This window comes from Peribacillus simplex (assembly GCF_900156045.1).
Taxonomy (GTDB): domain Bacteria; phylum Bacillota; class Bacilli; order Bacillales; family DSM-1321; genus Peribacillus; species Peribacillus simplex_D.
Map to the genome: position 1 here is coordinate 842290 of NZ_FTMX01000002.1, position 12734 is coordinate 855023.

A 12734-nucleotide genomic window follows, 5' to 3' on the forward strand; every position below is an offset into this window, starting at 1 on the left:
AGCTCCACCTTCCTTCTCATATAACGCTTACGAGGTTAGCTGTCGGATTCGGACCTAAGAGTAGCCCTACCTTGAAAGGATTCACCCCTTGGATTGTAGTAACAATCCCAATAACGGGTCCCCCGCACCATAAGGTTTAAGCGATTTAGAAATATGAAACTGTTGATTATCATACTCCCGTGAAATGGAAAAGTAAATGAAAATTTTGCACAGAAATATAATTTTTTTTTGTATGCGAGGTTTTATTCTTGACGTATATTACATAAGTCATGCAAACACATGGTTCGAAGGGAGGAAAGGAGGTAAGTAAACGTCTAAAAAGAAAATAATCACGGAGTCAATGAACGAAAGATGGTCAAAAAGGAAAAAAATAATCTCCACATGGAGATCGTGAAGGACGAATAGTAACAAACTGCCCCCAGCTTGAATCTTTAAACTTGCATTGATTTTCGCTTCCCGATTCCACTTTCATTCCCGTACAACCGGGGACATTATCCCACTGATTCACCCTATTTAGTTCCTTCCTTCTTGAATTGGTCTCAAATTGCTTTTTTTAAAGACAAAGTATTTCTGGCCAATATAGTTAAGGACTGTGTAAAAAATTGCTCCTATCAGCACAGCCACATTTTGTTGTATCGGTAAATGAACGGATCCTTCCATTGATTCTGCAATAGCTTGGCCTAAAGAATAAGCGGCGGAATAACAAATCAGGATGACGCAAAAGAAACGTGCAACCCCTCTCCGCCATTCTATATCGCTTTTAAAGGTAAAAGTCCTGTTCAAAAGAAAACTCGTTACAGCTCCCGTACCATTACCGATAAAGGTGGAGACCCAGTAAGAGAATTCAAGAACATTCATGAGAAAAAGCATGATGGAAAGTCCAACCGCTGTATTGACTATCCCAACCAATAAAAAGCGGATAAAGGAGTTAGTGTGTTTTAGATAGTTTTTCAATACTGTTCCGTTCATTGTCTAGTTGCTCCCGTTTTTTTAAATCGAGCGGATTAAATAGATCCAGATCAACTATATATTTAGGTCGGCGTTTGGATTCATTGTAGATTTTACCGATATATTCCCCGATCAAGCCGACAGCAATCAACTGCAGTCCACCGATCAACCATATGGAGGTGATCAATGAGGTCCAGCCAGTTTCGGTCTGCCCATAAAATTTTAACCATAAAAAGTAAGACCCAAACAGTAAGCTAATGAAAAAGGAAAGACATCCTAGCCATAATACAAGCCGAATCGGTGTAACTGAAAAGGAAGTAATGCCATCAAGCGCAAAAGCAACCATCTTCTTGAATGGATATTTCGTTTCCCCAGCCAATCTTTCTTTTCGGTCATAATAAACAGAGTCCGTCTTAAACCCAATGAGCGGTACGATCCCCCGTAAAAAGAGATTCGTTTCATCAAATCGTTCCAACTCCGCGATCGCCCTTTTACTCATTAGCCGGAAATCAGCATGATTATAGACAAGGTTAACCCCCATCTTGTTCATCATTTTATAAAAACCAGTAGCAGATGTTCGTTTGAAAAATGAATCAAGGTCCCTTTTCTGGCGGACACCGTATACAATTTCACACCCTTCATTGAATTTCCGAATGAATTCAGGGATGACTTGAATATCATCCTGCAAATCTGCATCAATGGAAATCACACAATCGGAGGCTTCCTTGGCTGTAAACAATCCTGCCAAGAGTGCATTCTGATGTCCTGCATTCCGGGAAAGCTTTAGCCCACGAACAAATTCATTATTAATCGTTTCCTTATAAATGATTTTCCATGTTTGATCTTTACTTCCATCATCGACCAATAGAATTTTACTTTGACCAGAAACAACGTTTTCTTCGACTAACCCCCTCACCAATCCACAAAGCTGGGAAATGGTATCCTGCAATACGCTTTCTTCGTTATAACAAGGTACAACAATCGTTAGTATCGGTGAATTCACTCTATTCCCCTCTTTTCACATGACTCTGTATAAATAAATTTTCCATACGCTTCCTTTTTTCGTGAAAATCCTATCTAGTACCAATCCGTTTTCCTTCGCGTTGTTGATTGGTATGGCAGAAAATATATACTTGCCACCTAATCCTTTAAACGCATCCATATTAAGGTCTAAATTTTTCAGCTCTTTCTTCGAGCTTTTCTTGAACATATAATGCTTCCCAAGTTCATCGGTAAATAGGTAACAGCGTCCTCCCCATTCATCAAAGTAGATTCTGATGTTTTTATTCTTAGCCAATTCGTTTTCAATTATTTGACGAAATTGATGTTTGTAAGTAAGCGGATAGAAATTGTTATAGCTATCTAGTGTGTAAAATCCATTAAATTGTGCAATTGCGGGATGCAGCCCAATGCTGGCAACACGATATTCTTCCTGTGGAAGATCAATATGATCTTTTATTTCCCGAAAAAGGCTTTCTGAATAGAACTCTTTATAAGAAGGTTTTTTATTGTGAGTGATTTCTTCATTGAAACCCATTAAGATCATAATTTGAACGGCGATGAAAATAGAAAGGGTTTTCTTAGCGTAATCGCTGTGTTCCCAAATGATTTTTATCGCTAGGGCAAACCCCACGTAAATGACCATCGGCCTTAAAAAGTGAAATCTGGCAAAATTAAATGTATCGAGGGTGTGAAACCTTTCCGTTAAAGGAAGCCAGCCTTTATAAAACCAAAATGCATACCATGCTGAGAGCATAAAATTCAAGCAAAATAAAAAAACATATACCTTTTCCTGTCTCCACAGTTTTTTGGTCAGAATAATATAAAGGGCAAAGACGGTAAGCGGCAGGATGATAAGCGCATGTACAGTCATGACATGCGTATGGCCAAGCACGAAATTTTTGAATGTAAGCTTAATGACCCACTCGAGGGGCAGCCTTGCGTGAAAATATTCATCTCTGCTGTTTGGCTCCGAATCGAAAATGAATGAAGAAACCAAACGATACTCCACCATTCCAAAAATGACGGTCATATACACGATTGAAAGAAGAAACGTTATATTCCACCCTTTTCTCCTGATCACATCAGTTAGCCAAAGAAACCCCATTGCAACAAGGAAAAAGAAAAAGCCAAGTACGATGCTTGAATAAAGCGGTAAAAGTGTAAGGACCAAATAATTCTTCCAAGAATGGTCCTTGCTGCGAATATTCAAAAAAGCCCAAAGTGCAAGCGGCATCCCAAGTGTACTGAGCATTCCCGAAGGCCAAAATGGGGTAAGGGCAAAGGCTAAGGATGTTCCTACCCTAATCCAGCCTGATCGGCTTCCTGTAACCAAGTGTTTCTTTAATAAGATATACATACCAAAGAATGCAATAAACCTTGTTAATGCCTGGCTTATTGCATATGCAACCATTGTTGGAAAAAGTGAATGCAGCCACACGATAATACTGAACTCACTGCCAAAAGCATTTCGGGGCAGTCCGTTCATTATCTGGGGGATTTTGGCGTCTATTGGACCGAATAACTCACCGCTTTCCGAAAGGACTTTATACCAGGCAAGATTGGAATCCAAATTATCATGTACGCGAATATGCGCATTTTCCCCAAGGATGAATAAAGGAGAAAGATATAAAACAATGACGAGTAAGGCAAAAAGGATCTGTACTCTCTCTTGATTTTCAATTGGCAAAATATACACCTCTTTACCAAATTCATATATCCTTAATATTTGCTTCAAAAGTAAATCTATTCTATTTCAGGGATTTATTTTAACCTATTTTGAAATAGGTCAACCAATGACCACATAAAATGAAGGGTAGAACAAAAAGCATATTAAAGAACCTTAAAAAGGGGCTGGGCTATGATAAAGAAAGCGGTGATTCCAGCAGCCGGTTTAGGAACACGATTTTTACCTGCCACGAAAGCTCAACCAAAGGAAATGCTGCCGATTGTCGATAAGCCGACCATTCAATATATTATCGAGGAAGCTGTACAATCGGGGATTACAGATATTATCATCGTTACGGGTAAAAACAAACGTGCCATCGAAGATCATTTTGATAAATCCATTGAACTTGAAATGCTTCTGCAATTGAAAGGTCAAAATGATCTGCTTAAGATCGTGGAGAACATTTCCAACATGGTGGATATCCACTATGTAAGACAAAAAGAACCTTTGGGTCTAGGGCATGCAGTATTATGTGCCAAAACTTTTATCGGAGACGAACCTTTTGCCGTCCTGTTAGGGGATGATATTGTGGATAGCCAGGTTCCAGCCTTGAAGCAGTTGATGGAACGGTATAACAAGGTTCGTACGAGCATTATCGGATGTAAGGAAGTGTCACCTGCCGATATCTCCAAGTATGGGATCGTAAATTTCCAAGAACGATATGAAGATTTATTTCTAGTAAGAAACTTGGTGGAAAAACCAAAAATGGAGGATGCACCATCAACACAGGCGATTATTGGCCGGTATATTTTATCACCTGCGATTTTTGAAATCCTTGAAACCGTACAGCCGGATCGGAAGGGGGAAATCCAGCTTACCGAAGCTTTAGACCTTTTGTTAGAAAAGGAACCATTATACTCTTATATCATCGAAGGAAATCGATATGACGTCGGCGATAAATTCGGCTTCCTCCAGGCTTCATTAGATTTTGCCATGAAACGACCTGAACTTCGTGATCAGCTAATAACATATTTAAGGCAGCTTTTCCCTTCATGAAATGAATATGGCCCACGCCCAATTACCTAGAGGTGATTGGGCTATTTCCACATCGGATTCACCCCTTTGGTTGTAAAATGATCCACTAACATATCCCCTTACCAAAATCTCTAAGCAAAATATAACTGTTTATTACTTCCGTGAAATGTAAAAGCAGGTGAAAATGTTCGACATAGAAAGAATAATTTATTATCAGTGAGGTTATGTTGATAACGTATCTTTCATTATTGATCCTAACGACGATATCCAGAAAGGGTTGTTGAAAAACATATGCACAAAAAAACTAATAATCCAATAATATCCGATGATTTTTTAGATCAAGTGGTTAAGGAAATCAATGCACAATTTGGCGGGCCAATTAATGAAAAAAATGATCGTTTCCTGCATGGGGACGATGAAGAAAGAACTTGAATCCCACATCATTAATCCAACGCTTTCATGAAAGACTCTGGCTCTATTCACCCAGGGTTTTTTTTTGCTAAATTATGAAACTTTATTTTCCCATTGAATTATCCGCCCTTTCTTTAACGACTTGTCCAAACCGATTTAGCTTATCCTCATAGAATGATTACATATAATTATTTTAAAGAAGGGGAAAAACTTCATTGAGCCACGCTGATGATGTCTTCCGCACTTCTCCAAAGGTTCCAAAAGGAAGGCTGATTTCCGGACATACAAAGGAGTTTCAAACTGATCCCATTGGCTTTCTGACCCGATTGGCCAAGGAATATGGGGAAGTCGCTAAATTCCGTTTAGGACCATTCCAAAATGTTTATCACATTATGAATCCTGATTTAATAAAACAAATACTCGTAACAAAACAAAAATCCTTCATCAAATCCAAGGACTTCAATGTTTTAAAACCGCTTATCGGTGAAGGTCTACTTACAAGCGAAAAAGACTTTCATATGCGACAGAGAAGGCTTATCCAACCCTCTTTCAAAAAGACTCATATTAGCCAATACGCCAAGGATATGGTTGATACCACAATGGATTTTATATCAACTTGGCAACATGATGATGAACGGATAATAACGAAGGATATGATGAACATCACTCTCGGGATAATCAGCAAGACCATGTTCAGCATGGAATTCAAGGATGGGTATGAAATTGTTGGGAAACCGCTGGAAACTGCATTAAGAATAGCAGTCAAAAGGATGAGAAAGATTGTCCGTATGCCATTATGGGTACCGACTAAAATCAACCGTGAATATAAAAAGGCGATACAAAGGCTTGATAAAGTGATTTACGGCATTATTGAAAAACGGAAAAACGACACAGTAAAACATGAAGACATGCTTGGGATCCTGATGGACGCCCGTGATGCCGAAGACGGATTGGGTACGGCAAGACATCAGATCCGTGATGAATTAATGACATTTTTTCTTGCTGGTCATGAAACGACAGCAACTGCTCTTTCCTGGGCACTGTATGAAATTTCGAAACATCAAGAAATTCAATCCAAGCTTTTCAGTGAAGTGAATAGCATAATCGGTCAGCGGACACCTAAGCCTGAAGATTTCATGAAATTACCATACACTCAAAATATCATTCATGAAACACTTCGCGTTTACCCGCCACTGTATATTTTATCCCGTGATGTGGCGGAGGATGTCGTAATAGGAGGGTATCGCTTCAAAAAAGGCGATATGATTCTAATAAGTTCTTATTTGATGCAGCATAATCCAGAGTATTTTGATCAACCTGAATCATTTATTCCAGAACGATTTGAAAATAACTTTTTGAAAAGCCTGCCCGCGTTCGCTTACTTTCCATTTGGCGGAGGGCCTCGGGTTTGTATCGGCAATCATTTTGCCATGATGGAAGCGGTACTTGTCCTGGCCTGCATTGCCCAACGATATAGGATAAAGCTTGCTCCTGACCATCATGAAGTAACCCCCCTTCCGTCCCTTACACTCAGACCAAAGAATGGACTGCGCATGGTGATAAAAGAAAGGGATGCAGAAGCCTTCGAACCTGGAGCATCCAATTTTTGAAGGATTAAGAATGATCAAATAAAAATAACGTTCATATTGGTTCGAATAACTCCTATAACAGGCTGGCCTATTCTTTTTAGAAAGGAGGGATGAATAAATGTATATGCTCCATTCACCACGAAAGGGAATCATCCACACTGAATTGCATTATATAGGGATGGCCTCACAGGTATATACCGGTTATTTGGAATTTATAAGCGAAATTGAACCGATACAAGAAACTGAAAGCCTACAGCCGGCCCCTCTCCTCTTTTTATATGAGAACGGATAGTCTCGTTAACTTTTCCTATATTAAAGAAAACCGACCTTGAAAGTAACGGGTTCTGATACCTGTCTTAAACTATTTATTTGTTCTAAAAAATGTATGTTATTATGTACAACTATTTACACCGAGTTTTTGCGGTGATTTTAATATATTTCAATAAAAAAAGCACAGTTTTTTAAACTGTGCTCTTCCTTATATTTATCTTTATTAACTTATTGTACTAAAGCTCACCGTTAGTTATATAAACATCAAACGGTTTTCAGTAATAAATGATAGTTGAAAAGGTAAAGATGAGGATAATTATTTTTTTATATAATGAAGCATAGCAAGTTGACCTAATTTTTCTACTTTGGTCAATGTGTAGTTTAAAGTAATATCATCTCCCATATAAAGGGAGATTCCTTTCCCTAAAATAATAGGTGCAATGGATAGTTGGAATTCATCAATTAAATTTTCTTTAAAAAATTCACGAGCTAAGTTTCCTCCACCAATTAACCATATATCTTTACCAGGCTTTTGTTTTATATTTTTAATGAAAGTTTTGACATCTTCATCAATAAATGAAGCATACTCATCTGATCCACTAACAGATTTAGAAAATACATAATTTTCATACTCACTATAAGGATAATTTATATCAAATCCACGAATGACATCATAAGTTCCTTTTCCCATAACAACAGTGTCAATTCTTTCCAGCAACGAATTGTAGCCGGAATCTCCTTCTACTTCTGTTGATTCTAACCACTCCAATGTACCATCATCATTTGCAATATAGCCATCAATTGAAGTACCAATGTAAAAAATAATGTTACGCTTTTTTTTCATCAACCAACTGATCCCCCTCGGAACATAAACTTGATTTTTCTTCAAATAAACCATCCTGTAATTCCATTGATACTTCCTCTAGGTAAGATACCATTCTTAACAAGATTAATTCTCCACTAAATTTAATTCCTCCTTCTTTTACTAACCTGCGCCGTTAGTTGAAGAAGAAAAAAGTATTCCAATGATTAAATTGAGCTTCTTTTAAGGAAATCCCATTATATAATTGGCGACCATCATTAATAAATTATATCTTCAAAATAATACACTTTATCGGCAATTCCTAAACGCTGAGCAGGTGTTTCCTTTGTTTCACCTGACTTAACTTAAATGGATTGCAGCAGTTATAATATGTTCTAAGGATTTTAATAGCCATTGAGTAGGACTAAAATTCTAATATATATATTATTTTCCATCTCCTCTGGATATTACTAAAGGCCTTTCTAATAATGATGAACTTCATCGGATTTCCTGTAGACAGGCATTTAGATTGATCACTAGCTTTTACGATTAATCTGGATAAATGTTCATCGTCCAATTTCGAGGAACCAGCAATAACGTCATATAGCGGCTACCACGGTGTCCATTGCGATGGGATGCTCGGTCTTGTTAGATTTATGAATACGATAAGGCGTCCCATCATGTGTGCAATTTTTGTTTCAATAAAATTTGTAAGTAGATCATTTGCGTTCCATATACTCAACAGTTAAATCATACACCTAGAGTTCCTCTAACCCACTATCTTTCGCCCATTCCTTTAAATTCACTATAAGCATCTTCTCTAAAGAGCGTTTTGTCAAAATCATTTACGCGTTTCTTCTTGAATTTCATTTGAAAAAGCCTTCTGAATTGCCGCTTTCAAAACCATATCATCATCGCTGAAATTAAGCCACTTGTCCGTTTTTATCATCTGCTTAATTAAAAACAACTGTGCCATCGTCATAAATGTATGGAAACCTTTAACCCATCTACATACAAAAAATCACCTATCAGTTTGCTTTTTGTTTGATTCATTTCATAAAATCCTAATATTTTTAGATAATAAAGACTACTCCTTCTTTTCTGATTAGGAATCTATTCCAATTCACCTGCCTAAATTGACATTCTTCCGATTCATGATATATTAATATAGTTACTTTAGCGCGGAAAAGCGTTCAATAATAGAAGGACTTTTTAGTTTTACTTTTAGACTATTTTATTAAAATAATGAATGAAAGGCATGAATAAAATGGAGAAGACTCATCAAGATTTAAAAAAGGGCCTATTGCCGAGGCATGTCCAGTTCATTGCTTTAGCAGGTATGATAGGAACAGGGATTTTTAAGGGGAGCTCCGATACATTAAATATGGCAGGTCCAAGTGTTGTAATAGCCTATATAATAGGGGGGCTATTATTATTTATTGTAATGGCCGCATTAGGAGAGATGGCAACCGCTTTTCCTAATTTGAACGTACAACATCTCATTAATAAAGCTTTTGGGTTTCAACTATCCTTCATAGTCGGATGGCTCTATTGGTTTAATTGGATTATCGTAATCATTGTAGAAATAGTCGCTGCCGGCAGTTTTCTACAATTTTGGTTTCCTACTGTGCCATTATGGTTGTTAAGCATACTTTGCGCTTCAGTAATTATTGGAATTAATTTGTTTCAAGTAAAATACTATGGAGAACTCGAATTTTGGTTCGCAGGAATTAAAATAATAACCTTAATTGCCTTTATTATTTTAGGAGCTTTGATCCTGCTAGGACTTTTTCCTAGTTCGGCTTCATTTTCTAATTACACGGAACATGGTGGTTTTTTCCCCAAAGGAATTGACGGAATGTTAAGTGCACTTTTAGTGGTAATGTTTTCATATGGGGGCGCAGAATTAATTGGTGTAGCCGTCACGGAAACAAAAGATAGTCAGCGGGTCATACCAAAAATAATTAAAGGAACAGTATGGCGGGTGATCCTATTCTATGTCTTGCCGATACTAATTATTTGTGGGGTAATACCTTGGAACCAAGTAAGTACTGAAGTAAGTCCTTTCGTTCAGGTTTTCAGCTTATCGGGTCTTCCCGGAGCAGCCGATATTATGAATTTCGTTCTTTTAACCGCTGTCTTATCAGCTGCAAATTCAGGTATATACGCTACCTCAAGGACATTGTTCACTCTCTCCCAGAATGGGGAAGCGCCTAAGGCATTTTTAAAGGCAACCAAAAAGGGTATCCCGCTTAATGGTATATTTTTAACTACATTATGTATATTGGCTGGTGTATTTTTATCCTATTTGACTCCCGACCTGATTCTAAGCTACCTTATGGCGATTCCTGGATTCACGGTTTTATTATTATGGATCAGCATTTGTTCCGCGCAATTGAAGCTGCGTAATCAATACACTGGTAAACCAGGTTTCCGGGTAAAATGGTACCCATATACAACTATATTAGCCATCACTGCTTTAAGCATTATCTTTTTGGCATTTATCTTTAATAAGCAAAACATCATTGGGACCACAGTGTGTCTTGTCACGTTAGCAATATTTATCCTTCTCTCTTTTATTGTCAAACAAAAAAAATAGATGTATTATTATCCCCCTAATTTTTATAGAGGGATTTCAGACTGTAGGCAAACTCGATGAAAGTCGAGTTTGCCTACAGTCTTTTTAGTGTTAGAAAAATTTGAAAGACGATGAGCCAAACTGGCGTTTCTTTACATTTGTCTAAGTCTGGCGGTCCCATCAATAGAAATGGTCTCACCCCTAACCATGATTTTAAAACAAACTTGGGTTACGCCTTTTGGGATGAAACCCTCTTTGGATTGAAGAAATTTGGCCGCTTGCTTTGATGAGGCTTGGGCAGACAGTCCGGCGGAAAGGGAGCAGATTTCTTAAATCAACTGCAACTTTTATCTGAAGAATAAAAGAGAAACAAATTTGGATTTAAATACCCCGTTTGCTCCATTTTCCATATACATATGTTAAAATAACCAATGAACCAATCATCCTACAAATTTTCGAGGTGTGTATATTGACCATATCTAAAACAAATCGCTTATCACTTGTAGAGCAAGTCGTTTCCCAAATCGAATCGTTAATCGAATCAGGTGAATGGAAAATTGGAAATCAAATCCCCCCTGAAATGGATTTGATCCAACAGTTCGATGTAAGCAGAAATACGTTAAGAGAAGCTGTACGATCACTTGTTTATGCAGGTCTTTTAGTAACGAAACAAGGGAAAGGAACATTCGTAAGGTCATCAAGTGCCTTGGGGGCTGCATTTGAAAGAAGGATCCAGCAGTCAAGTATATTGGAAACGTTAGAGGTCCGTCATGCCCTTGAAAGAGAGGGAGCTCAGTTAGCGGCATTAAGACGTAATCAAGAAGATATAGAACGATTGCGGTTTCATATATCAGCATGCAGTAAAGCTGCCGGGGCAAAGGATATCAAGGCTTACGAAGAAGCCGATATACAGTTACATAAATCGATTATGGCTTCATCACATAATGATTTATTGATTGATTTGTACGAACATATGGAACACTCCCTGCATGAATCCATCCATCAGATAGTGGAGATGAGTTCTGATGTGAACTTTCATTTGAACATTCATTGCAATCTTGTAGATGCCATCATCGAACAAGATGCGAACCGGGCAATCGAAACAGTGAATGAATACATTGCACAATTCAAAAAATCTTTAGAGTGAGTAAGGAGAAGATTATGGGCATTAATCAAGCGGCAAATCAACTAGAACAAACAAAAATGGATATTAAACCCAAGGTTGGACTACTCATCATCGGAATCATTCTTCTTGGGGCAAACCTGAGGGCTCCCTTAACATCTGTTGGCCCCCTTGTCACTTCAATCCGTGATAACCTGGGGATATCCAATACATTATCAGGTTCATTAACGACATTGCCTTTGCTTTCTTTCGCTTTATTATCACCATTTGCCCCTAGGATAGCACGGCGTTTTGGAATGGAGCTTACACTTTTCCTTTCCTTGATATTATTAACAATCGGGATTGGGGTACGCTCAGTTGGCGGAGTGCCGACATTGTTCATGGGGACCATTTTAATTGGTTTAGCCATTGCTATCGGCAATGTATTGTTACCCAGTCTGATTAAGCATAACTTTGCCAGGAATATCGGTTTGATGACGGGGACCTATGCTGTTTCCATGAATTTATGTGGCGCAATAGGTTCCGGGATCAGCATTCCCCTTGCTTCTTCATCAGGATTGGGATGGGCTGGTGCCCTTGGATGTTGGGGAATCTTATCACTTATTACAGTTTTCTTATGGATGCCGCAATTAAGACGGCCATTCAAGTCAGGTAAGGATGTACAAACGGTACAAAAGGATAAAAAGATTAACTTATGGCGTTCTGGTTTAGCCTGGCAGATAACATTCTTCATGGGATTGCAATCGTTTATTTTCTATACAGTAATTACCTGGATGCCGGAAATCCTGGAGCAAAAAGGCCTGAACGCTGATGAGGCTGGCTGGATGCTATCCATCATGCAGCTTGCCGTCATTCCCATAACATTCCTTGTGCCAATATTAGCTGGACGCCTACAAAGTCAGCGCCTGTTAGTGGTCCCGCCTGTCGTCTTCCTTATCGCAGGGATATTAGGCATATTATATGGAAGCACCCTGTTCATACCAGTATGCGTGATATTGATCGGAATTGGAGTAGGAACCATATTCAGTTTATCCATGATGTTCTTTAGTCTTCGAACACAAAGCACCCATGAGGCGACGGAATTATCAGGTATGGCTCAATCATTCGGGTACCTCTTAGCTGCCATTGGACCAGTATTATTCGGATTGCTTCATGACATTACACACAGCTGGACAGTTCCCTTATTGATGTTGGCCGCAATATCGGCACTTATTTTCATTGTTGGAATGCGTGCAGGAAATAATGAATATGTAACCACTCAATAAAGCCAGTCATGAAATTTTGTAAAACAACCATACTTCTATAAGATG

The 12734-nt window shown here is 38.3% G+C and carries 12 protein-coding genes and 1 riboswitch; of the genes, 7 read left to right on the plus strand and 5 right to left on the minus strand.

Annotation, left to right across the window (positions count from 1 at the left end; genetic code table 11):
* Nucleotides 1-8: 8 nt before the first annotated feature.
* A riboswitch (cyclic di-AMP (ydaO/yuaA leader) is annotated at nucleotides 9-153 on the minus strand.
* Nucleotides 154-513: 360 nt separating this feature from the next.
* From BW986_RS10625 to BW986_RS10635, 3 genes are read right to left on the minus strand one after another with little or no spacing between them, the layout of a single operon-like run.
* Entirely contained in the window at nucleotides 514-969 is a 456-nt protein-coding gene (locus BW986_RS10625) for a GtrA family protein (RefSeq protein WP_076367684.1), read from the minus strand.
* Entirely contained in the window at nucleotides 929-1951 is a 1023-nt protein-coding gene (locus BW986_RS10630) for a glycosyltransferase family 2 protein (protein ID WP_076367686.1), read from the minus strand. The genes BW986_RS10625 and BW986_RS10630 overlap by 41 nt, the downstream gene beginning before the upstream one ends.
* Before the next feature lie 15 nt (nucleotides 1952-1966).
* Nucleotides 1967-3637: a DUF6044 family protein gene (locus tag BW986_RS10635; protein WP_397222005.1), complete on the minus strand. Its 1671-nt coding sequence runs from the start codon at nucleotides 3635-3637 to the stop codon at nucleotides 1967-1969.
* A 171-nt stretch (nucleotides 3638-3808) separates the two neighbouring features.
* On the opposite strand from BW986_RS10635, the gene galU reads away from it, so the two are divergent.
* The 4 genes from galU to BW986_RS30170 all read left to right on the plus strand — a co-directional run bounded on the left by galU (nucleotide 3809) and on the right by BW986_RS30170 (nucleotide 6943).
* A complete protein-coding gene (gene galU / locus BW986_RS10640) occupies nucleotides 3809-4672 on the plus strand; it encodes a UTP--glucose-1-phosphate uridylyltransferase GalU (protein WP_076367688.1) in 864 nt (287 codons plus the stop codon).
* 270 nt (nucleotides 4673-4942) lie between these two features.
* Nucleotides 4943-5083: a hypothetical protein gene (locus tag BW986_RS29560; protein WP_142244565.1), complete on the plus strand. Its 141-nt coding sequence runs from the start codon at nucleotides 4943-4945 to the stop codon at nucleotides 5081-5083.
* 194 nt (nucleotides 5084-5277) lie between these two features.
* On the plus strand, nucleotides 5278-6672 hold the full coding sequence (locus tag BW986_RS10645; protein WP_076367690.1) for a cytochrome P450: 1395 nt from the start codon (nucleotides 5278-5280) through the stop codon (nucleotides 6670-6672).
* Nucleotides 6673-6769: 97 nt separating this feature from the next.
* Complete coding sequence (locus tag BW986_RS30170; RefSeq protein ID WP_179086050.1) at nucleotides 6770-6943, plus strand: hypothetical protein; 174 nt, start codon at nucleotides 6770-6772, stop codon at nucleotides 6941-6943.
* 294 nt (nucleotides 6944-7237) lie between these two features.
* On the opposite strand, the gene BW986_RS10650 is transcribed toward BW986_RS30170, so the two are convergent.
* Both BW986_RS10650 and BW986_RS30175 read right to left on the minus strand, forming a co-directional pair.
* Nucleotides 7238-7765 carry a dihydrofolate reductase family protein gene (locus BW986_RS10650; RefSeq protein WP_076367692.1) on the minus strand — a complete coding sequence of 176 codons (528 nt, stop codon included), beginning with the start codon at nucleotides 7763-7765 and terminating at the stop codon, nucleotides 7238-7240.
* Nucleotides 7766-8564: 799 nt separating this feature from the next.
* Nucleotides 8565-8705 carry a hypothetical protein gene (locus BW986_RS30175; protein WP_179086051.1) on the minus strand — a complete coding sequence of 47 codons (141 nt, stop codon included), beginning with the start codon at nucleotides 8703-8705 and terminating at the stop codon, nucleotides 8565-8567.
* 285 nt (nucleotides 8706-8990) lie between these two features.
* Between BW986_RS30175 and BW986_RS10655 the strand changes: the two genes are divergently transcribed.
* The 3 genes from BW986_RS10655 (at nucleotide 8991) to BW986_RS10665 (ending at nucleotide 12689) form a co-directional block, all read left to right on the plus strand.
* Nucleotides 8991-10322, plus strand: a complete 1332-nt coding sequence (locus BW986_RS10655) for an amino acid permease (RefSeq protein WP_076368021.1) — start codon at nucleotides 8991-8993, stop codon at nucleotides 10320-10322.
* Nucleotides 10323-10770: 448 nt separating this feature from the next.
* Entirely contained in the window at nucleotides 10771-11448 is a 678-nt protein-coding gene (locus BW986_RS10660; RefSeq protein WP_076367694.1) for a FadR/GntR family transcriptional regulator, read from the plus strand.
* 14 nt (nucleotides 11449-11462) lie between these two features.
* The gene (locus tag BW986_RS10665) at nucleotides 11463-12689 is read left to right on the plus strand and encodes a CynX/NimT family MFS transporter (protein WP_076367696.1); all 1227 of its coding nucleotides are present in this window, start codon (nucleotides 11463-11465) and stop codon (nucleotides 12687-12689) included.
* Nucleotides 12690-12734 lie beyond the last annotated feature (45 nt).

Excerpts from the sequence above, each read along its gene's own strand:
- BW986_RS10650 (WP_076367692.1), bottom strand. The coding sequence starts at position 7,765 with ATGAAAAAAAAGCGTAACATTATTTTTTACATTGGTACTTCAATTGAT.
- BW986_RS30175 (WP_179086051.1), bottom strand. The coding sequence starts at position 8,705 with ATGACGATGGCACAGTTGTTTTTAATTAAGCAGATGATAAAAACGGAC.
- BW986_RS29560 (WP_142244565.1), top strand. The coding sequence starts at position 4,943 with ATGCACAAAAAAACTAATAATCCAATAATATCCGATGATTTTTTAGAT.
- galU (WP_076367688.1), top strand. The coding sequence starts at position 3,809 with ATGATAAAGAAAGCGGTGATTCCAGCAGCCGGTTTAGGAACACGATTT.
- BW986_RS10665 (WP_076367696.1), top strand. The coding sequence starts at position 11,463 with ATGGGCATTAATCAAGCGGCAAATCAACTAGAACAAACAAAAATGGAT.
- BW986_RS10655 (WP_076368021.1), top strand. The coding sequence starts at position 8,991 with ATGGAGAAGACTCATCAAGATTTAAAAAAGGGCCTATTGCCGAGGCAT.
- BW986_RS10625 (WP_076367684.1), bottom strand. The coding sequence starts at position 969 with ATGAACGGAACAGTATTGAAAAACTATCTAAAACACACTAACTCCTTT.
- BW986_RS30170 (WP_179086050.1), top strand. The coding sequence starts at position 6,770 with ATGTATATGCTCCATTCACCACGAAAGGGAATCATCCACACTGAATTG.